Genomic DNA, 25,382 nt, shown 5'->3' on the forward strand with positions numbered 1-25,382 from the left:
CGAGCACCAGCCGCCCTCGCGCCGGCCGTCCACGACCCTCCGAGCCCGGCCCGGCGTGCGTCAGCGCAGGCCAGCGACGAACTCTGCGACCTCGTTGGCCGACGGCAGGAGGCCGCTCTGAAGGGCCTCGGCGAGGGTGGGGGCGACGGAGTCCTTCTCAGACAGCTCGTACTGCAGAGGCGAGCCGTCGCGGGCGGTCGTCGGCCAGTCGATGCCGATCTCGGGGTCGAGCGGGTGGATCCCGTGCTCGCGGCCCGGGGCGTAGGGCGCCGAGCACAGGTACAGGACGGTCGAGTCGTCCTCGAGGGACAGGAACGCGTGGCCCAGGCCTTCCGACAGGTAGATGGCGCGGCGGTCGACGTCGTCGAGCAGCACCGAGTCCCACTGGCCGTAGGTGGGGGAGCCCACGCGGATGTCGACGACCACGTCGAGGACCGCACCACGGGCGCAGGTCACGTACTTGGCCTGACCGGGCGGGACGTCGGCGAAGTGGATACCGCGCAGCACGCCGGCGGCCGAGACCGAGAGGTTCGCCTGCGCGAGCGCCAGGGCGTGGCCCGCCTCCTCGGCGAACGGCGCACCCTTGAACCACTCGAGGAACACGCCTCGCGGGTCACCGAACTGCTTCGGGGTGATCTCCCACGCGCCGGGCACGGACAGCTGGCGGAACTCCACAGGTCTACTCCTTCGATGGCGGGAGGCCCATGCTATCGGTGCGGCCTCGCCCGGGGCGCGCTGCGACGGCCTGCGACGGTGCCGTGCGTCCGGTCGCCGATAGGGTGGCCGGGGACCGCAGGTGCGGCCACTGACGACAGGAGCGACGGTGCACGAGCACGACGAGAACCCGGTGGCTCAGGCCTCCTCGACCACCCCCGCTGCCGAGCGTCCCGCCCGGTGGGCCGTCGTCGGTGCTGCGGGGATGCTGGGCCAGGACGTCGTCGCACGCCTCGAGCGCGACGGGCGCGACGTCACCGCGCTGACCCGTGCCGAGCTCGACGTCACCGACGCCGCCGCCTGCCTCGCGGCGCTCGCGGGCTACGACGTGGTGGTGAACTGCACGGCGTGGACCGCGGTCGACGACGCGGAGACGCAGGAGGGCGCGGCCTTCGCCGTCAACGCCGTCGGCGCCGCCAACCTCGCGCAGGCCGCCGCCGCCCGCGGGGCGCGGCTGGTGCAGGTGTCGACCGACTACGTGTTCGCCGGTTCGGCGACCACCCCCTACGAGGCGGACGCGGTGGTCGCCCCGGTCTCGGCCTACGGCCGCACCAAGGCCGCGGGGGAGTGGGCCGTGCGTGCGGCGAGCCCGCAGCACCACGTGGTGCGCACGGCCTGGCTGTACGGCGCGGGCGGCGGCAGCTTCCCACGGACCATCGCGCGGGTCGCCGGCGAGCGCGGCGCGGTGTCGGTGGTCGACGACCAGCGCGGCCAGCCGACGTGGACTGGCGACGTGGCCGACCTCGTGGTGCGACTCGTCGACGCCGACGTCCCCGGTGGGACCTTCCACGCGACGTCGTCGGGGGAGGCCACCTGGTTCGACTTCGCCCGGGAGGCCGTCGCGACCGCCGGCCTCGACCGTGACGTCGTCACCCCGACGACGAGCGCCGACTTCGTGCGCCCGGCCCCGCGCCCGTCGTACTCCGTGCTGGGTCACGCGAGCCTGGTCGCTGCCGGTGTCACCCCGATCGGCGACTGGCGCGACCGCTGGGCCGTCGCCGGCCCGCAGGTCGTCGCTCCGGCCTGACCGTCCAGCAGACGGAGCGAGCCCCGTACCCGTCGACGGGTACGGGGCTCGCTCCGTCCCGGGTCAGCCCGGGAAGGCCTTCAGCGCGGCCCGCGGCCCTCGTCGAGAAGGCCGAGCAGGTAGGTGCCGTAGCCGGACTTGACGAGCTTCTCGGCGCGCTCGGCGAGCTGGGCGTCGTCGAGGAACCCGCGGCGCCAGGCGATCTCCTCCGGGGCGCCGATCTTCAGCCCCTGGCGGTTCTCGATGGTGCGGACGTAGTCGGAGGCCTCGAGGAGCGAGTCGAAGGTGCCGGTGTCGAGCCACGCGGTGCCGCGGGGCAGCACCTCGACCTGCAGGCGGCCCTGCTCGAGGTAGGTCCGGTTGACGTCCGTGATCTCGTACTCGCCGCGCGGCGAGGGCTCGAGGCCTCGGGCGATCTCGACCACGTCGTTGTCGTAGAAGTACAGCCCGGGGACCGCGTAGCTGCTCTTGGGGTGGGTCGGCTTCTCCTCGAGGGAGAGCGCGCGGCCCTCGTCGTCGAACTCGACCACACCGTAGGCCGTGGGGTCCGCGACCCGGTACGCGAACACGGCGCCGCCGTCGATGTCGGCGAAGCGGGTGAGCTGGTTGCCCAGGCCCGGGCCGTAGAAGATGTTGTCGCCGAGCACCAGCGCCACGGAGTCGTCACCGATGAAGTCCGCGCCGAGCACGAAGGCCTGGGCGAGGCCGTCCGGGACCTCCTGGACGGTGTACTCGATCGAGATGCCGAACTGCGAGCCGTCGCCCAGCAGGCGCCGGAACTGCTCGGCGTCGTGCGGGGTGGTGATGACCAGGACGTCCTTGATGCCCGCGAGCATGAGGGTCGACAAGGGGTAGTAGATCATCGGCTTGTCGTAGACGGGCACCAGCTGCTTCGAGACGCCCAGGGTGATCGGGTGGAGTCGTGTGCCAGACCCGCCGGCAAGGATGATTCCGCGCATCGCCCCAGTCTGCCCGATCCCGGGCGTGCGTGTGCCCCACCCTGCCTCGCCGAGGTCTGGAGGGGCGCAGCCGCTCAGCGCCGGGCGGTGACCCGCTCGGTCGCGACGAGCCGCTCGAGCCGCTCCGGGTCGGCCTCGAGCGCCGCGGTGGCCTCGGCCGAGACGAGGACGACGGAACCGTCGGAGGCCCAGGCATCGAGGGCGTGGGCGAGCACGCGAGCGACGCCTGCGGCACCGGCCGGTGCCGCAGGCACGGTGACGAGGACGCGGTCGCCGGGGGCGACGGGCTCCACCTGCGCGCGTGCCCACGCGAGGAGGCCCGCGTGCGTCACCTCGGGCTCCGCGCCGAGACCGTGACCGCTGAGCGCGGTCTCGGAGTCGTCGGTCGGCGGGACGTACCCGACCTGGTCGCCGTAGGTCATCACGGCCGACGCCGCGTCGACCGTGCCGGCCGGCAGGTCGGTGCCGAAGGTGCGTGCGAGGGCCGGGAGGGCGACCGCCACGAGCTCGGTGCCGCGCGGCCGGGCTCCGGCGGCGTCCAGCCAGCGCTCCGGCGTCGCGGTCACCACGACGCCCGGTGCGGGGGAGGGCGCGGCACTGTCGGCGGGCTCGGCAGTGCCGACGGTCGCCAGGTGCGCCCCGGTCCGCCACGTCGCGAGCGCCCACACGAGGGTCCGCCAGTGGGGCGGCAGGTCGGTCGCGACGACGGTCCCGGGCTCGGCGTCGAACTCCTCGACCAGCAGGTTCGTCGTCTTGGACACCCAGTTGACGAGCACGGCACCCGACAGCTCGATGCGCTCGGAGTCAGCTCCATACCAGGTCAGGCGGGGTCGTCCGGGCTCGGTCGTCAGGGCGCCGAGGAGGGCGGGCAGAGTGTGGGGCATAGCACGATCCTAGTCGGGTCACGAATCGCGGGAGGGTGTCAAACTTCACCCGGTCGTACCTGCCAAAGGGAACAACTCGGCTTGACTCCAACAGATGACACGCGTGTAATTTACGACAACGGTCGAGGCTCCGCGCCCCGACGATGTGAGAGAGATCACGCGAGAGTTTCACCCTCGTGGCGTGTCACCTCTCATAGAGGGGTGCTCGCTGCCGATCGTGAGACGACTGCTGATGCCCGGAGGGGGTGTGCCATGTGGGATCTGCTCGACGGGGACAAAGACTTCCCCACTGACGCGGGACTGACCGAGGCCGTGCCGCAGACGCTCGCGCCTGTGCTGCCGCTGTTCGGCTCGGCCGACGACGAGGCCGTCGCGGGGTGGCAGGAGCGCGCGCTGTGCGCCCAGACCGACCCCGAGGCCTTCTTCCCCGAGAAGGGCGGCTCGACCCGCGAGGCCAAGAAGGTCTGCGTCAGCTGCGACGTCCGCTCCGAGTGCCTCGACTACGCGCTCGAGAACGACGAGCGCTTCGGCATCTGGGGCGGTCTGTCCGAGCGCGAGCGCCGCAAGCTCAAGCGCCGCGCCGTCTGACCTGGCCGTCCGGCTCCGTCTGACGCCGCGCTGCCGCTCGCAGCCCGGGCGACGCGACGCCCGGAGGCCTCCCTCCCCGCCCCACAGGTGGCGCCCAGACTCGCGCCGCGCCGCGACCGCCGCCGCCAGACGGCAGGCGGTTGAGGCACTATGGACGACGGTATGACAACTCTGACCCCCACCACCCCGGCGAGCCTGCCCGCGGACCGCACCCCTGCCGGTGCCGTGACCGCGATCCTCGTCACCCGCGGGACGACCCCCTACCTCGACGCCTCCCTCCGCGCCGTGCTGGCCGTCGACCGTGCTCCGGCCCGCGTGGTGGTCGCCGACGCCTCGGAGGACTCGAGCGCGCAGGTCGCGCCGGACCTCGCCGACCGGGTGGTGCTGCACCGCGTCCCCGGTGCCCGGTCCTTCGGCACCGCGGTCACCGCCGTGGTCGACGACCTCTCGGTCACGAGCACCTGGCTCTGGCTGTTCCACGACGACTCCGCCCCCGAGCCGCAGGCCCTCGAGCACCTGCTGCGCGCCCTCGAGCACACGAGCAACGTGGCCGTCGCCGGGGCCAAGCAGGTCCGCTGGGGCGCCCCGGACGAGCTCCTCGAGGTCGGGTACACCGTCTCGCGGAGCGGTCGCCGGATGACGGGCGTCGAGGACGGCGAGCTCGAGCAGGGGCAGCACGACTCGCGCGACGACGTCCTCGCCGTCGGCCTCACGGGAGCCCTCGTCCGCACCGCGGTGTGGGTGGAGCTGCGCGGCACCGACCCCACCTACGGCGTCTTCGGCGACAGCCTCGACCTCGGCTACCGCGCCCGTCGCGCCGGGCACCGCGTGGTCGTCGTCCCCGCGGCGGTGGTCCACCACGCCCGCGCCTCGCTCACGGGGGAGCGCACCCGCCCTGAGGGGCCGGAGACCACCCCGGACGGTCTGGTGGTCGGCGACCCGTCCTTCGGACCGCGCCTGCGGTCGCAGCTGTTCTTCCTCGCCTCGACCATGCCGCTCGTGCTCCTGCCCTTCTTCATGGTGCTCGCCGTCGTGGCCGGTCCGGTCCGTGCCCTCTACCGGATCGCCGTGAAGCAGCCCGCCCAGGCCCTCGACGAGATCTGGGCGCCGCTGTGGCTCGTCGCCCGCACCGGGCGGACGGTGCGCGCCCGGACGGTCGCAGCCCGGACCAGCACGGTCCCGCGGCGCCTCCTCGCCCCGCTCCTCGCGACCACCCGCGACGTCGTCACCGCGCACCAGGACCGCCGGCTCGCCGCGCGGGCACGGCGTCGTGCCCTGCACCGCACCGACGACCTCGACCGCGCCGAGATCCGCCAGACGGGTCGCCGCCGACGCCTGACCCTCCTCGGCCTCGTGCTCGCCCTCTCCGTCGTGACGCTGGTCGCGCTCGGCCCCGTGGTCGCCACCCTCACCAGCACCGGTCGCGCCGTCGGCGGCGCGCTGCTGCCGGCCCGCGGCGGGTGGTCCGACCTCTGGCAGGCCATCTCCGGCGGCTGGGTCCGCGACGGCCTCGGCGCGTCCGCCCCGGCCGACCCCCTGCTCACCGCCCTCGCGCCGGTCACCGCCCTCACCGGCGGAGATCTCCAGCTCGCGGTCAACCTCGTGGTCGTCGCAGGGCTCGTCCTCTCCGGCCTCGGGGCCTGGTTCGCCGCCGGCGTCGTGACCCGCTCGCTCACGCTGCGCGCCTGGGCCGTGCTCGTCTGGACCGCGGCACCGACCCTCCTCGCCGCCGTCGGGCAGGGACGCCTCGGGGCGATCCTCGCCCACGCCGCCCTCCCGTGGTTCGCCCTCGCACTCGTCCGGGCGCTCGGGCTCCAGCGCACCGACGTGTGGGGACGCCTGCGCATGCGCTCGCAGGCACGCGCGGACCAGCGCTTCCAGGACCGTGAGCGCGAGCGGGCCGCCGCGCGCGAGGTACAGGCTGCGCTCGCCCAGGGCGAGCCCGTGGGCGGCACGCTGGTCGACGCCGCTGCCGACGGTGCTGCTGACAGCGACGCAGGTGCCGACGCCTCCGACCCGGACGGCACGGCTGCCCGTGCGTCGGCCGACGCAGCCGCCGCCCCGGTCGCGGGCGTCACCGTGGTCTCCGACGACGACTACGACGACGACCTCGCCGCGGACGACGACGGCACAGGTACGTCGGTCGACGCCGCACCGCGTCCCGCGTCGTCGGCGCCCGGCGCTCCCGTCCGCGGGTCGCTCGCAGCCCTCGGCGCAGCGGCGCTGCTCTGCGCCGTGGTCGTGGCCGGCGCCCCGGTCCTCATGCTCCCGCTCGTCGTGGCGCTAGTCGCCGTGGCCGTCGCGGTGCCTCGTCACCGTGCGCCGCTGCTCCTCGTCCCGCTGCCCGCGCTCACCATCCTCGGGCCGCTGGTGGTCCGCGCCGTGGTGACCTGGGACAACGGCGGCTGGCGGATCCTGCTCGGCGACCCCGGGCTCGCGACGGGCTCCGACGCCCCGGTCGCCTGGCAGCAGCTCCTCGGGTTCCCCGACACGGTCCGTCCGTGGTTCGAGGCCGAGGGTGCCTGGGGCGAGGTCTGGCGCTACGCGCCGGGCCTGCTAGGCGGGCTGCTCGTGGTCACGGCGCTCGTCGGTCTGCTGCGTGCCGGTGGGCGCGGCACCGCGGCCCGTGTCGGCTGGGCCGTCGCTGCGACCGGTCTGGCGACCGCGCTCGTCTCGGGCGCCACGGTCGTCGCCTCCGGGGTCGACGGGCCGGTGACCGGCTGGGCCGGTGCCGGGCTCTCCCTCATGACGCTCGGCCTGCTCTCCGCCGGGCTGCTCGGCCTCGACGGCCTGGGTGAGAAGGCCGTGACGCACACCTTCGGCTGGCGCCAGGTGGCGGTGGGGACGCTCGCCGCCGTCCTCGCCTGCGTGCCCGTCGGCGGCCTGGCCGCGTGGACCGTCCAGGCGCGCGGCGAGGACAGCCCGGTCGAGGTCCAGGCGCTCGACCGCGCGATCGTGCCCGCCGTGGGCCAGCAGATGCAGACCTCCGGGCGGCAGGCCCGTGTGCTCGCCCTGCAGACCGGCCCGGACGGCACGGTCGACTACCAGCTCTTGCACGACGACGGTCCGCAGCTCGTCGACTCCTCCGTGGTGGTCGACGTGGCGCGCCTGGGCACGCGCCCCGACGACCTCGCGGTCCCGGTCGCGCAGCTCTCGGCCGGCCTCGACGGCGACCAGGTGGACGTCCTCGCCGAGCTCGGCGTCGGCGCCGTCCTGGTGCCCCCGTCCGAGGACCTCGCGCGGGCCGAGCTCGTGAGCCGCGTCGACACGGTCGCCGGCCTCGAGCGCATCACCGAGAACGAGTCGGGCACCATCTGGCGCGTGGCCCCGGTCGGCTCGGCCGACCCCGCCCTGCAGCCCGGGTGGGCCGACCTCTACGAGCCCGACGAGGGCGGCACGCTGGTCCCCGTCGGCGTGCTCGCGGCGACGCCGCTGCGGGTCGACGTGCAGGTGCCGGCCGGTGCGCCGGGCCGTGTGGTGGTCCTCGCGGAGAACGACGCGCCAGGCTGGCGCGCGACCCTCGACGGCAGGTCCTTGCGGTCCGTCGGCGACGAGCAGCCCACCTTCGAGATCGGCGCAGACGGCGGCCACCTGGTGGTGGCCTACGAGCGCGCGAGCCGTGCACCCTGGCTGGTCCTGCAGGGCACGGTCCTCGTGGTCTTCGTGCTGCTCGCCCTCCCGGTCCGTCGCCGTCGAGGAGGAGCCCGATGACCGCCGCCCGTCCGTCCACCCCGCGCCGTGCCATCGGAAGTACCGGCAGCCGGCGCGACCGCCGCCGCTCCGTGGCCCGGGCCGTCGTCGTCTCCCTCGTGGTGGTGGGCGCCACCGGTGCCCTCGCTGCCTACGGCGACGACCTCGTCCCGAGCGGCACCCTCGCCGCGCCGGCGGGCGAGGCCGTCGCGATCGAGGCGCGGTCCACGGTCGCCGTGTGCCCGGGTCCCGTGGTGCTCGCCGACCCGGGGTCGACCGCCGACGCCGAGTTCGGCTCGACCCCCGACGAGACGCTCACCTCCCTCCAGGTCGCCGCCTTCGGGGCCGCGACCACCTCCGTGCTGGTGCCGCTCGGGCCCGACGCCGGCTCCGGCGAGCAGCGCACCGTGCAGGGCTCCGACCCGAGCGCCTACGCGGTCGCCGACCAGGGCCCCCGGTCCGAGGTGCTGCGCTCGACGACCGCTGCGGGGGACACCTCCGACGCCGCGGCGAGCACGTCGTCGGCCACGGCGTCGGGCGACCTGCGCGGCCTCGCCGCCGCGAGCTGCGCGGCCCCGGGCGTCGACCAGTGGCTGGTCGGCGGCGGCACCGAGCTCGGCTCGAGCACGCGGCTGGTGCTCTCCAACCCGAGCCGGACGCCGGCGACCGTGACGATCTCGCTGTGGGGTCCCTCCGGCGCCCTCGACCCGGCAGGCCCGACCACCTACCTCGTCCCCCCGGGCGAGGAGGTCTCGACCCTCGTCGAGGGGCTCGCCGCCCAGCAGCGCGGCCTCGTGGTGCGAGCGACCTCCGCCGGTGCCCTCGTCACCGCGACGCTCCAGCACTCCGTCCTCGAGGGCCTCACCGCGCGCGGCGTCGACCTCGTGGTCCCGGGCGACGCCCCCGCGACGGCGCAGGTGGTCACCGGGGTGAGCGTCGAGGCCTCCGAGATCGGCGACCCGGACGTCGCGTCGGTGCGGCTGCTCGCGCCCGACGAGGGCGGGACGGCGACGCTGCTCGTCCTCGGCGAGGACGGCCAGCGGGTGCTGCGCGGCGCGCAGACGACGGAGCTCGTGGCCGGCACGGTGACCGACGTGAGCCTGTCCGGCCTGCCCGCGGGGAGCTACTCCGTGGTGGTCCAGGCCGAGGTCCCGGTGGTCGCCGGGGCGGTGGCCACCTCGACCGGCGAGGCCGACGACGACGAGCCCCTGCTGGGGACGCCCGTGGACCGCACCTGGGTGGCCTCGCACCGCACGACGTCGACGGCGCCGAGCAGCGCCGTGCTGCCCGAGGGCACGCAGGGCACCGTGACGCTCGTCGCCCTCCCGGCAGACCTCGACGGCACGACGGACCTCGCGGGGCCCGTGCCGATCGTGTACGACGAGGAGAGCGGCGAGGACGCAGAGAGCGCCGAGGACTCCGCTGGCCCCTGGGCGCCGGCCGCGCTCGGGACCCTCGAGGTCTACGGGACCGACGGGACCCTGCTGGGCAGCAGCCCCGTCGAGCTCGCGACCGGCCAGACGACGAGCGTCGAGATCGAGAGCCTCTCCGACGACGAGCAGGTCGGCGCGGTGCGGTTCGTGCCGACGGCCGGGGCCCCGTCGACCGTCGAGTGGAGCCTCACGGCGCGGGCAGACGCGATCAGCGGCTCGATCACCACGCTGCAGCCGACCGCCCCGCCCGCTGCGCAGGACGCGCTCGTGGTCCGACGGTCGCAGACCGTCGGTCTGCCCAACGGCTGAGCGAGGTCAGCGGCGGTCAGTCGATCTCGCGGTAGTGCGGGTCGATCTCGTCGGGACGGCGTCCCAGCATGTGCGCGACCTGCTCCACGAGGACGTCGCGGACGAGGTCGACGAGGTCTCCGGCGTCGGCCGCGCGGGACTCGACCGGGCGGCGGTACACGAGGATGCGGTCCGGCTGGCCCGACTCGGCCGGGAAGTACCGGCCCATCGGCACGCCGCCGTGCTCCCACGGGGCGGGGTCGGACGGCGGGACGTCCTCGACGGCGAACTCGGTGCCGGCCAGCTCGCGGCCCCAGGCGGCCTCGAGCCGCTGGACCGTGGCGAGCACGTGCTCGTCGAACCTCTCGGCCCGGGTGCGGTGGGCGGGGACCGACATCGGCAGCAGCGGCCCGCGCATCCCGCGGCCGCGACGGTCGCGTCGGCTGCCGCGCACGGAGGGGCTGGACGGGACGAGATCACGCATGCGCCCCACCCTAGCCGTCCCCTGACGGACGTCGCGCGGGTCACGTCGAGGTCACGACCGGCGTGTGAGGGACGGCGTGCAGGTTCTGGGGAGGTACGGTCTGCGAGTGATCTCAGTACGCCAATGCTCCCGAACCGCCTGCGCGCGACCCGCAGTGGCGACCCTCACCTACGTGTACTCGGACTCGACCGCCGTCCTCGGCCCGCTCGCGCACATGGCGGAGCCGCACAGCTACGACCTCTGCGAGACGCACTCCGAGCGGCTGACCGCCCCCCGCGGGTGGGAGGTCGTCCGGCTCGCCCCCGCGTACGTCGAGCAGGGCCCGACGCCCGACGACCTCACCGCGCTCGCCGAGGCCGTCCGTGAGGCCGGCCGCCCCAAGCACCTCGCCGACCCCGAGCCCGTGCAGACCGGTGAGGTCGCACGGCGCGGGCACCTGCGCATCCTGCGCGGCGAGGGCTGACTTCTCATGGCTGACGCGGCAGGTCCCGGCGCGCCCCGGCGACGTCGTCGGGCGAGCGCGCCCGACGTGCCGCTCGGCTCGCTGAGCCAGCCGCGGGTGGCCGCGCCCGGTCCGGCCACCTGCCCGGACTGCGCGTCCGCGTCCCTCACCCGCCTGTCCGTCACCGGCTCCGGGGTGCCCGCGGTGTTCCTGTCCTGCCACGACTGCGAGCGGTCCGGCTGGTACGCGGCCGACGACGGTCGCGCCCTCGACCGGGAGTCCGTCCTGGGGTCCGGCACGTAGGATTGGTCCTCATGGACTCCCGTGACACCTCAGGCACCTCGAGCGCCGTCGACCTCTCTGACCTCATCAAGTCGTACGACGTGCGCGGGGTCGTCCCCGAGCCCTTCAGCCCTGCTGTCGCCGAGGCGATCGGCGCGGCCTACGCCACGGTCGTGGTCATCCCGGACGCGGGCGACGCTGCTGACGCCACCCCGAGCGACCCTGCTGCGACGGCCGGGACCGGCACCCGCGCCCGGCCCACGGTCGTCGTGGGCCACGACATGCGCGACTCCGGCCCCGAGCTCGTCGAGGCCTTCACCCGTGGTCTGGTGAGCGCCGGCGTGGACGTCGTGCACATCGGCCTGTGCTCGACCGACGGGCTCTACCACGCGTCGGGCGTGCTGCACGCGCCGGGGGCGATGTTCACCGCGAGCCACAACCCGGCGCGCTACAACGGCATCAAGCTGTGCCGGGCGGGTGCGCGCCCCGTCGGGCAGGACACCGGTCTGAGCCAGGTGCGCGAGCTCGCCGAGCAGTACCTCACCCACGGTCTGCCGGGCCCGGCGACCGAGCTCGGCCAGACGAGCGAGCGGTCGATGCTCGGCGACTACGCCGCGTTCCTGCGCGGCCTCGTCGACATCTCCGGCATCCGCCCGCTCAAGGTGGTCGTCGACGCGGGCAACGGCATGGGCGGCTACACGGTCCCCGCCGTGCTCGAGTCCGGCGCCGGGCTGCCGGCCCTGCCGCTCGAGGTAGTGCCGCTGTACTTCGAGCTCGACGGGACCTTCCCCAACCACGAGGCCAACCCCCTCGACCCCAAGAACCTCGTCGACCTGCAGGCCGCGGTCGTCGAGCACGGTGCAGACCTCGGGCTCGCCTTCGACGGCGACGCCGACCGCTGCTTCGTGGTCGACGAGCTGGGGCAGGCCGTGAGCCCGTCGGCGATCACCGCGCTCGTCGGGCTGCGCGAGGTCGCCCGCGAGATCGCCGCGGGCCGGACGCCGACGGTGATCCACAACCTCATCACCTCGCGCGCCGTGCCGGACTTCCTCACGGCCGCGGGCGCGGAGGTCGTGCGGACCCGCGTCGGGCACTCCTTCATCAAGGCGCAGATGGCCGAGCACGACGCCGTGTTCGGCGGGGAGCACAGCGCGCACTACTACTTCCGCGACTTCTTCTTCGCCGACACCGGCATGCTCGCGGCGCTGCACGTGCTCGCGGCCCTGGGCGAGCAGCCGCACCCGCTGTCCGACCTCGCGCTCGCCTACGAGCCGTACTCGGCGAGCGGCGAGATCAACTCGACGGTCGACGACGTCCCGGCAGCGCGCGAGCGCGTCGTCGAGGCGTACGTGACCGAGCAGGGGGCCGGTCCCGTCACGGTCGACGAGCTCGACGGGCTCACCGTCTCGCACTGGGACGAGCGCCCGCGCTGGTGGTTCAACCTGCGCGCCTCGAACACCGAGCCGCTGCTGCGCCTCAACGTCGAGGCCGAGGACGAGGACATCATGGAGAAGGTCCGCGACGACGTGCTCTCGCTCGTCCGGTCGACGGGCGCGGAGACCAGTGCCGGACAGCACGAGATCAGCAGCCAGCACGACGACACGGACGAGGTGACGGCATGACCATGCAGCAGCCCAGCACTCCTGCGGCAGGGGCGGGGAGCCCCTTCCCGATCGACCCGTGGGTCCGCGAGATCCTGCGCTGCCCGGTGAGCGGTGCCACCCTCGTCGACGGCGTCGGGCCCGACGGCTCGCCCGAGCTCCACTCCACGGCTGAGCACCAGCCGCTCGCCTACCCCGTGCGCGAGGGCATCCCCGTGCTGCTCGTCGACGACGCGCGCAGGCTGTAGCCGGCATGCCCAAGACCATCGTCATCACCGGTGCGAGCGACGGCATCGGTGCCGCGGCCGCGCGCCGCCTCGCCGCCTCGGGGGAGCGCGTCGTGGTCGTGGGCCGCTCGCCCGAGCGCACCCGCGCCGTCGCCGAGGAGATCGGTGCGGACCACCACCTGGCCGACTTCGCCGACCTCTCGCAGGTCCGCCGCCTGGCCGACGAGCTGCTGGCCGCCTACCCGTCGATCGAGGTGCTCGCCAACAACGCAGGCGGGATCATGGGCGCTCGCCAGACCACCGTCGACGGCTACGAGAAGACCTTCCAGGTCAACCACCTCGCGCCGTTCCTCCTCACGCAGCTGCTCATGCCCTCCCTGATCGCGGGCCGGGCCACCGTGATCCAGACTGCCAGCGTCGCCGCCCGGGTCTTCGCGAAGTTCGACGTCGAGGACCTGCAGGGCGAGTACGCCTACTCGCCGCAGGCTGCCTACGGCAACGGCAAGCTCGCCAACATCCTCTTCACCTCCGAGCTCCAGCGCCGCTACGGCGACCAGGGCATCTCCGCCGTGGCGTTCCACCCCGGCGTCGTCGCCACGAGCTTCGCGAGCGACACCACCAGCCTCATGCGGTTCATCTACCACACGCCCCTCAAGCGCCTCTTCACGATCCGCCCGGACAAGGCCGCCGACGAGCTCGTCTGGCTCGCCGAGGGCACCCCGGGGGAGACCTTCACGCCCGGCGCGTACTACGAGTCCAAGGCCGTGGCGAAGAACGTCAACCCGCTCAGCCGCGACGCCGACCTCGCCGCACGCCTGTGGGAGGAGTCCGAGGCGCTCGTCTGACCTGCTCTGCCGGTGCGCTGGCTGTGCGGGACTGCCGCCGACGTGGTCGACTGGGGCGGTCGGCGGCGTGCGCCGGCCGAGCGCACAGGAGGACGTCCGCATGGCTGAGTCGTTGAAGGTCGGAGACAGGGTGTCCTGGGGGACACCGCAGGGACGCACGCAGGGGACGGTCCTCGAGCGCAAGACGAAGGACTTCCAGCTCGCCGGGCACACGTTCACGGCGTCCGACGACGCGCCCGCCTACGTCGTCGAGTCGGAGAAGACCGGCGCCCACGCCGCGCACAAGGGCTCGGCGCTGCGCCGGCTCAAGGACTGACGGCCGTGTCCGCCCACGGTGGCAACAAGGCGATCGTCGCGGCGCTGGCCGCGAACCTCGGGATCGCGGCGACCAAGTTCGTCGCCTACCTGCTCACGCACTCGTCGTCGATGCTCGCCGAGTCCGTGCACTCCCTCGCCGACTCCGGCAACCAGGCGTTGCTCCTCGTCGGCGGCAAGCGTGCCCGCCGGCAGGCCGACGAGCAGCACCCCTTCGGCTACGGCCGCGAGCGCTACGTCTACGCCTTCATCGTGTCCATCGTGCTGTTCAGCCTCGGTGGCCTCTTCGCGCTGTACGAGGCGTACCACAAGTTCTCCGACCCCCACGGGATCGAGTCGTGGCACTGGGTGCCCATCGTGGTGCTCGTCGCGGCCATCGGCATGGAGGGCTTCTCGTTCCGCACGGCGGTCCGTGAGTCCAACCTGGTCCGCGGCAAGCAGTCGTGGCCCCAGTTCATCAAGACGGCCAAGGCCCCCGAGCTGCCGGTGGTGCTCCTCGAGGACTTCGGGGCGCTCATCGGCCTGGTGCTCGCGCTCTTCGGTGTGGGGATGACGCTCATCACCGGTGACGGGCGCTACGACGCCGCGGGCACGGCGTGCATCGGCGTGCTGCTGGTGCTCATCGCGGTCGTGCTCGCCCTCGAGACCAAGTCGCTCCTCCTGGGGGAGTCGGCCAGCAAGGACACGGTCGCCGCGATCGAGGCCGCCCTCGTCGGCCCCGGGGTGCCGTCGGTGATCCACCTCAAGACGCTGCACCTGGGCCCCGAGGAGGTGCTCGTCGCGGCCAAGATCGAGGTCGACGCGACCGAGAGCGCCCGCGAGGTCGCGGACGCGATCGACGAGGCCGAGGCACGCGTGCGGGCCGCGGCTCCCGGGCTGTCGATGCGCATCTACCTCGAGCCCGACCTCCGCGACGCGGCGGGGGCGCTCCGGAAGCCCTGAGGTCGTCCTGGTGCGGCATGAGGCCGGCCTCCCACGGGGGGGAGACCGGCCTCGTGCGCGTTGCGGTCAGGATGTCGGGGAGACAGCCGGGTGGGCCGTTCAGCCCACCTTCCGCCACGTGCTGCAGTTCGAGCTCTCGAACCCGACGTCGCGTGACGTGATGACGACTTCTTGGGTGTAGGCCGAGAACCCGTTGATGCGGATGGCGTCGAGCTCGCCGGAGAAGGACGAGACCACGCTGTAGTAGCAGAAGTCCCCGGTACCCAGTGCACGGTACCGGCCTGGTGCGAGCTGGGTTCCGACTGCGTAGACGCCGTCCTGGGTCACCGAGGTCTTCGGTGTGCCCGTGGTCGGCAGGGGCTTCCACCCTCCGCACCAGTCTGACGAGAAGTACTTGTCGTTCGGAGAGATCGTCACGATCCGCTGCCCGTTGCCGATGTCGTTGGCGATGATGCCCTCGAGGTCGTCGGTCGCGTTCGAGCGGCGCTCCCAGTAGCAGAAGTCCGGGTTCTTGGAGATGTACGTCCCGGGGGAGATCTGCGACCCGACCCGGAAGATGCCGTCACCCGACGGCACCACCGCGGGCGTGGTCACGGCAGCGGTCGCCGCACTGGTGCGCGACGTCGTGGTCCAGCCGTCCTTGCGCGCCGTCACCTGGACGGTGATCTTCTTGCCGACCTGCGAGGTCGTGGGCACGAAGGTCGTGGACCGGGCACCGGTGACGGGCGTGCCGCCCGCGAGCCACTGGTAGCTGAGCGTCGCGCTCGGGGACCACGTGCCGGCCGTGGCCGTGAGCGTCGACCCGGTGCGGGCCGTGCCGGAGATCTTCGGTGTGGGCGCCTTGGCGAAGACGCCTGCCGCGACGGCGCGGGTGGCTGCGCTGGTCTTCTTGGTGGTGGTCCACCCGGTGCGGGTCCCGGTGACCTGGACGGTGATCCTCGTGCCGACCTGCTGGGCCGTCGGCGTGAACTTCGACGCGGTGGCTCCCTTGATGGTGGAGCCGTTGGCCTTCCACTGGTAGGTGAGCTTCGCCCCGGGGGACCAGCTCCCGGCCTTGGCGGTGAGGGTCGACCCGGCGCGGACGGTCCCGGTGACCGTGGGCACGGGGGCTGCCGTGAAGGCGCCGAGGGCGACGGGTGCGCTCGACGCGCTCGTGCGGGCACGGGTGGTCCAGCCGGTCCGTGTGCCGGTCACCTGGACGGTGATCCTCTTGCCGAGGTCGCCCGCGGCAGGGGTGTACGTCTTCTTCGTGGCGCCCTTGACGGCCACGCCGCCGACACGCCACTGGTAGGCGAGCGTCGCGCTGGGGGACCAGGTGCCGGGCACGGCGGAGAGCGCCGAGCCGACCCGGACCTTGCCGCTGATCGTGGGCACGGGGGCCGTAGTGAACGTGGCGGGGGCGACCGCCGCGGTCTTCACGCTCGTCCGGGTGACGGGGGTCCAGCCCGCCAGGGTCCCGGTGACCTTGACGGTGATCGTCCTGCCGAGGTCGGCGGCCAGGGGCACGAAGGTCGCACGGGTCGCACCGGCCACCGGCGTGCCGCCGACGGACCACTGGTACGTGAACGTGGCGGCCGGTGACCAGGCGCCGGGGACGGCGGTGAGGGTGGAGCCGACCTTCGCGGTGCCCGTGACGGTCGGGACCGGAGCGCTGGTGAAGGTGGCCGCGGCGACGGCCGACGTCGGGAGGCTCGTGCGGGAGGCCGTCGCCCACCCGGTCTGCGTCGCGGTGACCTGCACGGTGAGCGCCGCGCCGAGGTCTGCCGGGGTGACCGCGTAGGTGGCCTGCGTGGCTCCGGCGACCGGCGTGCCTGCGGCGGACCACTGGTAGGTCAGCGTCGCACCGGCGGGCCAGGCGCCCGCCTGGGCGGTGAGCGTGGAGCCGACCCGCGCCGTCCCGGACACCGTCGGGACGGGCGTGGTCGCGAAGGTGCCTGCGGCGACCGGGGCGGTGCTGGTGCTCCGGCTCTGCGGGGTCCTGCCGTCCGCGGCGCCGGTGACCTCGACCGTGAGGACCTTCCCGAGGTCTGCGGCGGTGGGGACGTACGACGTGGAGGTCGCACCGTCGACGGCCAGTCCGTCGGCGAGCCACCGGTAGGTGAAGGTGGCAGCCGGAGACCAGTCTCCGGTGACGACGGTGAGGGTCGTGCCGACCGCGGCGGTGCCCGTGACGGTCGGGTCAGGGGCGACGTCGAAGTCCTGGGGCTCTGGGCTGGCGGGCTCCTCCGGCACCGGCTCAGGGTCCGATTCCGGGGCGAGGGCGGGCGCTGGGGCCTCCTCGGCGGGAGAGGGGGTCTCGCCGCCGGGCTCCTGGCCGGGAGCCGGCGCGTCGTCGACGAGGCCCTGGTCGGGTGCCGGGGCGTCGTCGGCCGTCGCCGGGGCGGCGACGACGAGCGGCAGGGCCACGACGAGGGCGACGAGGAGCGCGAGGGCGCTCGGGCGTCGTGCGTCGTCGGTGGACGGACGGTAGGACGGGCGGTGGGACGGGTGATGAGGCACCGGTGCTCCGATCTCTGCGTCGGGCACCGTGGCCGACGAGCACACCGTCGGAGGCTGACGGCACTGTGCGGCCCCGCCCCCGAGGCAGTCGAATGCTACTGACGCCGGTACGTGTCGACGGGGCGGAGCAGAGGGTGGTCTTTGCTTTGACCGGGCGAGACGATCCGGGACGTCCCGTGACGTACCGTCCCAGACCTCCGGGGTGAAAACACGACCAGGCGAGGCTCCGTGGACGCCAGCGAGGCCGGCCTCCCTGGTGGGGAGACCGGCCTCGCTGGGGAGCAGGCTCAGCGAGCCTGCGGGTGGTGCGGTGCTGCTCAGGCCTCGGCGGACGCCTTGAGGTCGTCGACGAAGGTCGGGTTCTCCTCGAGCCACTGCTTGACGGACTCGTCGTTGTCCGAGCCGCCGTTCTCGTTGAACATGATGTTCTCGAGCGAGAACAGCTGCTCGTCGGTGAGCTCGAAGGCACCGATCCACGACGCGGCGGTCGGGTAGTCGGTGGCGAAGTCGGCACGGCCGACCGAGTTGATCTCCTCGGCCTCGCCCATGAGGCCCTGCGGGTCCTCGAGGTCGCGGATCGGGAAGGCGTCGTAGGCCCAGTGCGGGCGCCACAGGGTCACGGCGACGTCGTTGCCGGCGTCGGTCGCGCCCTTGAGCTCGGCGAGCATCGCGGGGGTGGACGACACGACGAAGTTCATGTCCTCGAGGCCGTAGCCCGGGATCGCGTCGTCCTGCGTGATGCGGGTCAGGCCGGCGCCGGACTCGATGCCGACGAGGCGGTTGCCGAACACGTCGGCGTTGTCCGCGAGCTCGTCGAGCGAGGTGATGGGGGAGTCCTCGTTGACGGCGATGGTGAGCTTCGCGTCGTCGTACCAGACGCCGAGCATCTCCATCTCGTCGCCGTACTGCGTGAGGTAGTCGGCGTGGGTGTTGGGCAGCCACATGTCGAAGTTCACGTCGAAGTCGCCACCGGTGAGACCGGTGTAGACGACGCCCGCGTCGGCCTCGGTCGTCTCGACCGTGTAGCCCTCCTCCTCGAGCATGACCTTGAACAGGTGCGAGACGGCGATGCCCTCGTCCCACCCGGAGTGGATGCCGATCGAGATGGTCTCGAGGTCGCCGTTGTCGAGACGGGGGGCGTCCTCGGCCGAGCTGTCGTCCGAGGAGCAGGCGGCGAGGCCGAGGGCCACGGCGAGCGAGCCGGCGACGAGTGCGGTGCGGTGCGTAGAACGGTTGAGCATGGTTCCTTCCTGGAGGCAGCGACCCTGATGGTCGCTGCCGCGGGGTTGGTGAGTGGTGCAGTCGTCCGGGCGGGCCGGTGCGGCCCGCCCGGACGGACGGGTGTCAGGCAGAGGTCGTCTTGAGCGCCTTGGCCACGGGGGCACGGTCGCCGAGGGCGGAGGTCACGCGGTCGAGGAACATCGCGAGGATGACCACGGCGAGACCCGCCTCGAAGCCGAGGGAGATGTTGACGCGCTGGAGGGCACGGACGACGTCCGAGCCGAGGCCGGCGGCGCCGACCATCCCCGCGATGACGACCATCGAGAGCGACAGCATGATGACCTGGTTGATGCCAGCCATGATCGTCGGCAGCGCGAGGGGCAGCTGGATCTGGCGCATGATGCGGCCCTCGGTGGCACCGAAGGCGTGGCCCGCCTCGACGACCTCGCGGTCGACCTGGCGGATGCCGAGCTCGGTGAAGCGGACACCGGGGGCGAGCGCGAAGATCACGGTCGCGACGATGCCGGGCACCTCACCCGTGAGGAAGATGACCACGGTCGGGATGAGGTAGACGAAGGCGGGCATCGTCTGCATGAAGTCCAGGACCGGGCGCAGCAGGTGCGAGACCGCGTCGTTGCGCGCGGCCCAGATGCCGAGCGGGATCGCGATGATCAGGGCGATCGCGCTCGCGATGAGCACGAGTGCGAGGGTGTCCATCGCGTTGCCCCACTGACCGACCATGTCGATCACGGCGAAGCCGACGAACGCACCGAGCCCGAGCTTCCAGCCGCGCGCCCAGAAGGCGAGCCCGGCGAGGACGAGTGCGACGACCCAGAACGGCGGGCCGCTGAGGATGGTGTCCAGCTGGTCGAAGAACCAGGTGAGGACGCCCTTGATGAGGTCGAAGAACCACGAGAAGGTCGAGGTGACCCAGCCGACGAAGGAGTCCACCCACTCGCCGAGAGGCGCCCGGGGGAGCCCGGACTGGGTGTCTGCTGCGATGATCACGGGCGTTCTCCTGTCGTCTGCTCGGACGCGTCGGCAGGCAGGGGCGCTGCGGCGGCCGCGTCAGCGGCTCCGGCGCTCGTCGCTGGCTGCGCGGCTGCGGTCTGCGCAGCGGCGTCCGTGGTGTCGGTGTCTTCTGCGGCGGCGGTCTCGTCGTGCGCGGAGTCCTCGAGGTGCGGGGGCACCATGGCCTGCAGCAGCACGACGCGAGGCACGACGCCGACGAGGCGCCCCTCGGAGTCGGTCACCGGGACCGGGAGCGGGGACTCCGTGGCGGGCAGGAAGATCTCGGCGAGCGAGGCGTCCTGGTCCACCGCGGTGAGGTCGTCGCGGACGAGGGTCTCGAGCGAGGTGGTGCCGGCGCGCAGGGCGTCGACGACCTCGGAGTCGTAGACGACGCCGCGCAGCTTCCGCGAGCGGTCCACCACGTACGCGGCCTGCACCTGCGCCTCGCGCATGGTGCGGGAGGCGACGCGCGGCCCTGCCGACAGCGGCACCATGGCGGCCGGTCGGTGCATGAGCGACGACGCGGTGAGCACACGGGTGCGGTCGACGTCGGCGACGAACTGCGCGACGTAGTCGTTGGCCGGGTCGGAGAGGATCTCCTCGGAGGACCCGATCTGCACGATGCGACCGTCGCGCATGACGGCGATGCGGTCGCCGAGGAACATGGCCTCGTTGAGGTCGTGCGTGATGAAGACGATGGTCTTGCCGAGCTTGCTCTGCAGCTCGACGAGCTGCTCCTGCATCTCGCGGCGGATCAGCGGGTCGAGGGCCGAGAAGGCCTCGTCCATGAGCAGCACGTCGGTGTCGGCGGTCAGGGCGCGGGCGAGGCCCACGCGCTGACGCATGCCACCCGAGAGCTGCGAGGGCAGCTTGTCGGCCCAGTCGGTGAGCCCGACGAGGTCGAGGGCGGTGCGGGCCTTCTCGAGCCGCTGCGCCTTGCCCATGCCCTGGATCTCGAGCGGGTACGCCGCGTTGTCGAGGACGGTGCGGTGCGGCATGAGCGCGAAGTGCTGGAACACCATGCTCACGCTCTTCTGGCGGATGTCGCGGAGCTTCTTGGCGCCGACGGCGTTGATGTCCTGGCCGCCGAGGCGCACGGTCCCGGACGTCGGCTTCCACAGGCCGTTGAGCATGCGGATGAGCGTCGACTTGCCCGAGCCCGACAGGCCCATGACGACGAAGATCTCGCCCTTGGCGACCTCGAAGCTGGCGTCGATGACCGCGGCGGTGCCGAGGCTGGCGACGTCGGCGCGGGTCGCACCGGCCTTGAGCTTGCGGGCGGCCTCGCCAGAGCGGCGGCCGAAGATCTTGTAGACGTTCTCGACCTGCACGGCGGGGGTCTCCCCGCTGGCCGGGGTGGTCCCCGAGGTCTTGGTCAGCGTCGTCTGCGCTGCGTCCTGGCCCGAGGTGCTGGGCGCGGCCCCCTGCGCTGAGTGCGCTGCCGCTGCGTCCGTGCGTCCTGCGTGGTCAGGGTCCTGCTGTGTGGTGACTCCTGGTCCTACGGTCACTGTCTCCCCGTTCGCGTGTCCTGCCGCCCGCGTCTGGAGCGGCTGGGTGAGGCCTGCGACGGCGCGCCAGGACGGCACCTGAGGGGTGCCGGGAAGGGCGTCGAGGCGAAGGTGCCGACGGACTGGTCCGCCGCGCCACCACGCCGAGATCGCGCGACCGGTCCGGGGGTGTCAGACCACGACGGACGGCGGCGGTTCAGGGCGCTCGCAGGCCGATCGTGTCCTTGATCGGTCTTTTCCACCATGCCCCATGCCCTCCGGTCTGGCTACCGGAGCAGGGGGTGAACGGAGGGTGGCGATACCATTCCTTTACCCGGAAACCTGCGGCTGGTCAGCGGTTTTCCGCCGATCTCGATCGTTACCGCTTTGTGATCTACTCAATCTGATCAAATGGTCAGATGTTGCCTGGGTCACACGGACTTCGTGGTGCGGGTCACGAAGCCCGGCTGTTTGCCAGTGCTTGACGCACGGGGTGCCCCGGTCAAGGATCTGCCATCTCGCGAGGGATGTCCGCAGTGTCGGTCGCGCCGCGGTCGCGAGGTCTGCGAGGTGCGCGGGCGGCCGGTCGAGGGGACCCCCAGGGAGCGGTGGACACCCCTGCTGCGCGGACCCTCGCCGAGTAGTCTGGCCGAGACCCTCACACCGAGACCTCGGAGCATCATGTCGACGCACAGCTTCAGCGAGTCCCCCGGCCAGTACAAGGTCCGCGACCTCTCCCTCGCGGAGGCGGGGCGCCACCAGATCCGGCTCGCCGAGCACGAGATGCCCGGGCTCATGTCCCTGCGCGCCGAGTACGGCGAGAGCCAGCCGCTCGCAGGCGCCCGCATCGCCGGCTCGATCCACATGACCGTGCAGACCGCGGTGCTCATCGAGACCCTCACCGCGCTCGGCGCGAAGGTCCGCTGGGCCTCCTGCAACATCTTCTCGACGCAGGACGAGGCGGCCGCCGCCGTGGTGGTGGGGCCGCACGGCACGGTCGAGGACCCCCAGGGCGTGCCCGTCTTCGCCTGGAAGGGCGAGAGCCTCGAGGAGTACTGGGAGTGCACCGAGCAGATCCTGCTCTGGCCCGCCGACCCGGACGCCGGCGCAGACGCCCCGTACGCGGGTCCCAACATGATCCTCGACGACGGCGGTGACGCCTCGCTGCTCGTCCACGACGGCCTGGCCTACGAGCGTGCCGGCGAGGTCCCGGCCGACACCCGCCCGGGCGAGCCGAACCACTCCGAGGAGACGAACGTCGTCCTCGCGCTGCTGCGCCGCGTCCTGCAGGACGACCCGCTGCGCTGGACCGCGATCGCGGAGAACATCCTCGGCGTCACCGAGGAGACCACCACCGGCGTGCACCGCCTGTACCAGCTGGCCGAGTCCGGCACCCTCCTGTTCCCGGCGATCAACGTCAACGACTCGGTCACCAAGAGCAAGTTCGACAACAAGTACGGCATCCGCCACTCTCTCCCCGACGGCATCAACCGCGCGACCGACGTCCTCATGGGCGGCAAGGTCGCCTTCGTCGCCGGCTACGGGGACGTCGGCAAGGGCGCGGCCGAGGCCTTCCGCGGCCAGGGGACCCGCGTGATCGTCTCGGAGATCGACCCCATCTGCGCCCTCCAGGCCGCCATGGACGGCTACCAGGTCGCCCAGATCGAGGACGTGCTCGACGAGGCCGACTTCTTCATCACCACGACGGGCAACAAGGACGTCATCACCGCCGACCACCTGTCGCGGATGAAGAACAAGGCGATCGTCGGCAACATCGGCCACTTCGACAACGAGATCGACATGGCCGGCCTCGCCCAGGTCCCCGGCGTGACCCGCACCGAGATCAAGCCGCAGGTCCACGAGTGGACCTTCACCACCGGCGAGCGCGCCGGACGGTCCATCATCGTGCTGTCCGAGGGGCGCCTGCTCAACCTCGGCAACGCGACCGGCCACCCGTCCTTCGTGATGAGCAACTCCTTCGCCAACCAGGTGATCGGCCAGATCGAGATCTACACCAAGGCCGGCACCGACGAGGCCTACCCCGTCGCCGTGCACCGCCTGCCCAAGATCCTCGACGAGAAGGTCGCGCGCCTGCACCTCGACGCCCTCGGGGCGCGGCTGACCGAGCTGAGCCCGGCCCAGGCCGACTACCTCGGCATCGACGCGGACGGCCCCTACAAGGCCGAGCACTACCGCTACTGACGTGACCGCCCGGACGGTCGGTCCGAGCGAGCCCGCACCGGCGGTGGACGGCACGTCCGTCCACAGCCGGCCGGGTGCGACCTGGACCGGTCGCGCAGCCCCGACGACGATGGAGAGCATGGAGACACCGACCTACCTGTGGCGACGGTCCCGGGAGCCGCAGCCTCTCGAGCACGTCGGGTTCTTCAGCGGTGCCTTCAGGTCGCGGACCTGGCGCGAGCTGGCCTACCTGTTCCTCGTCACGGCATGGTCCGTCGTCGGCTTCGTCTACGTCCTCGCGATGTTCGCCCTCACCGCCGGACTGCTCCTCACCGTCGTCGGGGGAGGCGGGATCCTCGGCGCCATGATCGTCGGGGCGCGCGGCTTCGGTGCCGCCGACCGCGGTCTCGCCCGCGGCATGCTCCGTGCGGAGATCGACAGGCCCACCCCGTTCCGCCGCAAGAAGGGCCTGTGGGCCGGGATCTGGTCCATGGTCTGCGACGGCGTCGGCTGGCGGGCCGTGGCCTTCATGGTGCTCCAGCTGCCGCTCGCGGTCGTCACGCTCGCGCTCGCGGCCGTGTGGCTCGTGGTGCCGCTCGGTGCCATGACCCACTGGTACTGGTCGCGGTACCTCCCGGCCGTGCCCGACACCCAGGGGGTGCTGCACCGTGGCGCGGAGCTCGTCCCCGACTACTTCGTCGACACGGCGCCCCGCCAGCTCGTCATGGCGGTCGCCGGCATCCTGCTCTTCTTCGTCGGGGCGGCGGTCGTGCGCGGTCTCGCCCACCTGCACCGCATGCTCGCCGAGGGGCTCCTCGGCCCCACCGAGGCCAGCCTGCGCGTCGCGAGCCTCGAGCAGTCTCGTGGCCGCGCCGTCGAGGACGCCGACTCCACGCTGCGTCGGATCGAGCGCGACCTGCACGACGGCACCCAGGCGCGGCTCGTCGCGATCGCGATGCAGCTGGGGGAGGCCAAGGAGCAGGCCGTCACCGCTGGTGCCTCGCGCGAGCTCACCGACCTCATCGCGGCTGCCCACACCTCGACCAAGGAGACGCTCGTCGAGCTGCGCGAGCTCTCCCGCGGGATCCACCCACCGGCCCTCGACAACGGTCTCGGGGTCGCCCTCGAGACGCTGGCGGCCCGCAGCCCGCTGCCGGTCCAGCTCGACGTCGACCTCCCGGGGCCACCGGCCGCCCGCCCGGCCGAGGCGATCGAGACCATCGCGTACTTCTGCGTCACCGAGCTGCTCACCAACGCCATCAAGCACGCGCAGGCCACGACCATGCACGTGCGCGTGTGGGTCCGCGCCCGGGCGCTGCGCCTCGAGGTCCGCGACGACGGCGTCGGCGGTGCGGTGGTGCTCGTGCCCGACGCGGAGGGCCACCACAGCGGGCTCGCCGGTCTCACCGAGCGGGTCGGCTCGGTCGACGGCGTCTTCACCATCACCAGCCCGCAGGGCGGCCCTACCCTTGTCACGGTCGTCCTGCCGCTGCACGTGTGACGGTCGACCACAGTCCCGCCCTCTTCGCTCGCCCCACCCTCCCAGCAGCACCCACCGAGAGGCCCGCCCCGTGCGTCTGCTCATCGCCGAAGACTCCGTGATCCTCCGCGACGGACTCGTCGCCCTGCTCACCCGCCGCGGGCACGAGGTGGTCGGTGCCGTGGGTGACGGCGACCAGCTCCGGGTGCTGCTCGACGGGCTCGACCCCGACCAGGCGCCCGACGTCGTCATCATCGACATCCGGATGCCGCCGACCTTCACCGACGAGGGGCTGCACGCCGCGCTCGCGATCCGCTCGGCGAATCCCGCCCAGGGCGTCCTGCTGTTCTCGCAGTACGTCGAGACGCGCTTCGCCGCGCAGCTCCTCACCGGCGACGCCCGCGGTGTCGGCTACCTGCTCAAGGACCGCGTGGCCGACGTGTCGGACTTCATCGACGCCCTCGAGCGGATCGCCGACGGCAGCACCGTCCTCGACCCCGAGGTCGTCACCCAGCTCATGGGCGCGGCCCGCGCCGACGACGGCCTGACCCGCCTCACCCCGCGCGAGAACGAGGTGCTCGAGCTCATGGCGCAGGGGCGGTCCAACACCGCGATCGCCGAGCGCCTCGTGCTGTCCTACGGGGCCGTCGAGAAGAACGTCTCGTCGATCTTCACCAAGCTCGACCTCCCGCTCGACGCCGGAGACCACCGACGGGTCCTCGCGGTCCTCCGCCGCCTCAACGCCTGAGAGACCGCTCCCGTCACGCCGACGGCACGAGGCA

General features: G+C 72.9%; 22 protein-coding genes. 14 read left to right on the forward strand and 8 right to left on the reverse strand.

From position 1 onward, the window contains the following. Positions 1 to 60 precede the first annotated feature (60 nt). Complete coding sequence (locus SKED_RS04405) at positions 61 to 675, reverse strand: dTDP-4-dehydrorhamnose 3,5-epimerase family protein (RefSeq protein WP_012865921.1); 615 nt, start codon at positions 673 to 675, stop codon at positions 61 to 63. Positions 676 to 847: 172 nt separating this feature from the next. Here SKED_RS04405 and rfbD point away from each other — a divergent pair, with 172 nt between their 5' ends. After that, positions 848 to 1,741, forward strand: coding sequence for a dTDP-4-dehydrorhamnose reductase (gene rfbD, locus SKED_RS04410; protein ID WP_012865922.1), 894 nt, complete (start codon positions 848 to 850; stop codon positions 1,739 to 1,741). An 80-nt stretch (positions 1,742 to 1,821) separates the two neighbouring features. Here rfbD and rfbA read toward each other — a convergent pair whose 3' ends face one another. Then, a complete protein-coding gene (gene rfbA, locus SKED_RS04415) occupies positions 1,822 to 2,700 on the reverse strand; it encodes a glucose-1-phosphate thymidylyltransferase RfbA (protein WP_012865923.1) in 879 nt (292 codons plus the stop codon). A gap of 74 nt (positions 2,701 to 2,774) precedes the next feature. Then, complete coding sequence (locus SKED_RS04420; RefSeq protein WP_012865924.1) at positions 2,775 to 3,584, reverse strand: TIGR03089 family protein; 810 nt, start codon at positions 3,582 to 3,584, stop codon at positions 2,775 to 2,777. Positions 3,585 to 3,836: 252 nt separating this feature from the next. Here SKED_RS04420 and SKED_RS04425 point away from each other — a divergent pair, with 252 nt between their 5' ends. The 3 genes from SKED_RS04425 (at position 3,837) to SKED_RS19720 (ending at position 9,604) form a co-directional block, all read left to right on the forward strand. After that, the gene (locus SKED_RS04425; RefSeq protein ID WP_012865925.1) at positions 3,837 to 4,172 is read left to right on the forward strand and encodes a WhiB family transcriptional regulator; all 336 of its coding nucleotides are present in this window, start codon (positions 3,837 to 3,839) and stop codon (positions 4,170 to 4,172) included. 162 nt (positions 4,173 to 4,334) lie between these two features. Next, positions 4,335 to 7,883 carry a glycosyltransferase gene (locus SKED_RS04430; RefSeq protein WP_012865926.1) on the forward strand — a complete coding sequence of 1,183 codons (3,549 nt, stop codon included), beginning with the start codon at positions 4,335 to 4,337 and terminating at the stop codon, positions 7,881 to 7,883. After that, on the forward strand, positions 7,880 to 9,604 hold the full coding sequence (locus SKED_RS19720; protein WP_012865927.1) for a DUF5719 family protein: 1,725 nt from the start codon (positions 7,880 to 7,882) through the stop codon (positions 9,602 to 9,604). Before SKED_RS04430 ends, SKED_RS19720 begins: the two co-directional genes overlap by 4 nt. Positions 9,605 to 9,620: 16 nt before the next feature. Here the strand turns inward: SKED_RS19720 and SKED_RS04440 are convergent, their stop codons facing one another. Further along, a complete protein-coding gene (locus SKED_RS04440) occupies positions 9,621 to 10,067 on the reverse strand; it encodes a metallopeptidase family protein (RefSeq protein ID WP_081448055.1) in 447 nt (148 codons plus the stop codon). Between the two features lie 106 nt (positions 10,068 to 10,173). Between SKED_RS04440 and SKED_RS04445 the strand changes: the two genes are divergently transcribed. The 7 genes from SKED_RS04445 to SKED_RS04475 all read left to right on the forward strand — a co-directional run bounded on the left by SKED_RS04445 (position 10,174) and on the right by SKED_RS04475 (position 14,721). Beyond that, positions 10,174 to 10,530, forward strand: a complete 357-nt coding sequence (locus tag SKED_RS04445; protein ID WP_012865929.1) for a DUF3499 domain-containing protein — start codon at positions 10,174 to 10,176, stop codon at positions 10,528 to 10,530. A gap of 6 nt (positions 10,531 to 10,536) precedes the next feature. Next, positions 10,537 to 10,812: a hypothetical protein gene (locus tag SKED_RS04450; protein ID WP_042437774.1), complete on the forward strand. Its 276-nt coding sequence runs from the start codon at positions 10,537 to 10,539 to the stop codon at positions 10,810 to 10,812. An 11-nt stretch (positions 10,813 to 10,823) separates the two neighbouring features. Next, positions 10,824 to 12,413 carry a phosphomannomutase/phosphoglucomutase gene (locus tag SKED_RS04455; RefSeq protein WP_012865931.1) on the forward strand — a complete coding sequence of 530 codons (1,590 nt, stop codon included), beginning with the start codon at positions 10,824 to 10,826 and terminating at the stop codon, positions 12,411 to 12,413. Then, on the forward strand, positions 12,410 to 12,640 hold the full coding sequence (locus SKED_RS04460; RefSeq protein ID WP_012865932.1) for a Trm112 family protein: 231 nt from the start codon (positions 12,410 to 12,412) through the stop codon (positions 12,638 to 12,640). The genes SKED_RS04455 and SKED_RS04460 overlap by 4 nt, the downstream gene beginning before the upstream one ends. Positions 12,641 to 12,645: 5 nt before the next feature. Continuing rightward, on the forward strand, positions 12,646 to 13,464 hold the full coding sequence (locus tag SKED_RS04465) for an SDR family NAD(P)-dependent oxidoreductase (RefSeq protein ID WP_012865933.1): 819 nt from the start codon (positions 12,646 to 12,648) through the stop codon (positions 13,462 to 13,464). Between the two features lie 100 nt (positions 13,465 to 13,564). After that, a complete protein-coding gene (locus SKED_RS04470) occupies positions 13,565 to 13,780 on the forward strand; it encodes a hypervirulence associated TUDOR domain-containing protein (protein ID WP_012865934.1) in 216 nt (71 codons plus the stop codon). A gap of 5 nt (positions 13,781 to 13,785) precedes the next feature. Further along, positions 13,786 to 14,721 carry a cation diffusion facilitator family transporter gene (locus SKED_RS04475; RefSeq protein ID WP_012865935.1) on the forward strand — a complete coding sequence of 312 codons (936 nt, stop codon included), beginning with the start codon at positions 13,786 to 13,788 and terminating at the stop codon, positions 14,719 to 14,721. 99 nt (positions 14,722 to 14,820) lie between these two features. Here the strand turns inward: SKED_RS04475 and SKED_RS20240 are convergent, their stop codons facing one another. The 4 genes from SKED_RS20240 to SKED_RS04495 form a co-directional block, all read right to left on the reverse strand. After that, on the reverse strand, positions 14,821 to 17,220 hold the full coding sequence (locus tag SKED_RS20240; RefSeq protein ID WP_169310129.1) for an Rv1352/Rv1906c domain-containing protein: 2,400 nt from the start codon (positions 17,218 to 17,220) through the stop codon (positions 14,821 to 14,823). Between the two features lie 317 nt (positions 17,221 to 17,537). After that, positions 17,538 to 18,461: a glycine betaine ABC transporter substrate-binding protein gene (locus tag SKED_RS04485; protein WP_012865937.1), complete on the reverse strand. Its 924-nt coding sequence runs from the start codon at positions 18,459 to 18,461 to the stop codon at positions 17,538 to 17,540. Positions 18,462 to 18,564: 103 nt separating this feature from the next. Further along, positions 18,565 to 19,449 (reverse strand): ABC transporter permease, encoded by an 885-nt coding sequence (locus tag SKED_RS04490; RefSeq protein WP_012865938.1) that lies wholly within the window; start codon positions 19,447 to 19,449, stop codon positions 18,565 to 18,567. Then, positions 19,446 to 20,783, reverse strand: a complete 1,338-nt coding sequence (locus tag SKED_RS04495) for a quaternary amine ABC transporter ATP-binding protein (protein ID WP_012865939.1) — start codon at positions 20,781 to 20,783, stop codon at positions 19,446 to 19,448. Before SKED_RS04495 ends, SKED_RS04490 begins: the two co-directional genes overlap by 4 nt. Positions 20,784 to 21,620: 837 nt before the next feature. On the opposite strand from SKED_RS04495, the gene ahcY reads away from it, so the two are divergent. The 3 genes from ahcY (at position 21,621) to SKED_RS04510 (ending at position 25,348) form a co-directional block, all read left to right on the forward strand. Next, positions 21,621 to 23,141, forward strand: coding sequence for an adenosylhomocysteinase (gene ahcY, locus SKED_RS04500; protein WP_012865940.1), 1,521 nt, complete (start codon positions 21,621 to 21,623; stop codon positions 23,139 to 23,141). A 118-nt stretch (positions 23,142 to 23,259) separates the two neighbouring features. After that, positions 23,260 to 24,621: a sensor histidine kinase gene (locus SKED_RS04505; protein ID WP_143755656.1), complete on the forward strand. Its 1,362-nt coding sequence runs from the start codon at positions 23,260 to 23,262 to the stop codon at positions 24,619 to 24,621. A gap of 70 nt (positions 24,622 to 24,691) precedes the next feature. Beyond that, positions 24,692 to 25,348: a response regulator transcription factor gene (locus SKED_RS04510; protein ID WP_012865942.1), complete on the forward strand. Its 657-nt coding sequence runs from the start codon at positions 24,692 to 24,694 to the stop codon at positions 25,346 to 25,348. Positions 25,349 to 25,382 lie beyond the last annotated feature (34 nt).

Origin of the sequence: Sanguibacter keddieii DSM 10542 (genome assembly GCF_000024925.1) — a bacterium.
In the GTDB taxonomy this organism is placed as follows: domain Bacteria; phylum Actinomycetota; class Actinomycetes; order Actinomycetales; family Cellulomonadaceae; genus Sanguibacter; species Sanguibacter keddieii.

Coding starts and splice junctions, on each gene's coding strand:
- rfbA (WP_012865923.1), bottom strand. CDS start 2,700: ATGCGCGGAATCATCCTTGCCGGCGGGTCTGGCACACGACTCCACCCG.
- SKED_RS04420 (WP_012865924.1), bottom strand. CDS start 3,584: ATGCCCCACACTCTGCCCGCCCTCCTCGGCGCCCTGACGACCGAGCCC.
- SKED_RS04425 (WP_012865925.1), top strand. CDS start 3,837: ATGTGGGATCTGCTCGACGGGGACAAAGACTTCCCCACTGACGCGGGA.
- SKED_RS04430 (WP_012865926.1), top strand. CDS start 4,335: ATGACAACTCTGACCCCCACCACCCCGGCGAGCCTGCCCGCGGACCGC.
- SKED_RS19720 (WP_012865927.1), top strand. CDS start 7,880: ATGACCGCCGCCCGTCCGTCCACCCCGCGCCGTGCCATCGGAAGTACC.
- SKED_RS04440 (WP_081448055.1), bottom strand. CDS start 10,067: ATGCGTGATCTCGTCCCGTCCAGCCCCTCCGTGCGCGGCAGCCGACGC.
- SKED_RS04450 (WP_042437774.1), top strand. CDS start 10,537: ATGGCTGACGCGGCAGGTCCCGGCGCGCCCCGGCGACGTCGTCGGGCG.
- SKED_RS04455 (WP_012865931.1), top strand. CDS start 10,824: ATGGACTCCCGTGACACCTCAGGCACCTCGAGCGCCGTCGACCTCTCT.
- SKED_RS04460 (WP_012865932.1), top strand. CDS start 12,410: ATGACCATGCAGCAGCCCAGCACTCCTGCGGCAGGGGCGGGGAGCCCC.
- SKED_RS04465 (WP_012865933.1), top strand. CDS start 12,646: ATGCCCAAGACCATCGTCATCACCGGTGCGAGCGACGGCATCGGTGCC.
- SKED_RS04470 (WP_012865934.1), top strand. CDS start 13,565: ATGGCTGAGTCGTTGAAGGTCGGAGACAGGGTGTCCTGGGGGACACCG.
- SKED_RS04485 (WP_012865937.1), bottom strand. CDS start 18,461: ATGCTCAACCGTTCTACGCACCGCACCGCACTCGTCGCCGGCTCGCTC.
- ahcY (WP_012865940.1), top strand. CDS start 21,621: ATGTCGACGCACAGCTTCAGCGAGTCCCCCGGCCAGTACAAGGTCCGC.
- SKED_RS04505 (WP_143755656.1), top strand. CDS start 23,260: ATGGAGACACCGACCTACCTGTGGCGACGGTCCCGGGAGCCGCAGCCT.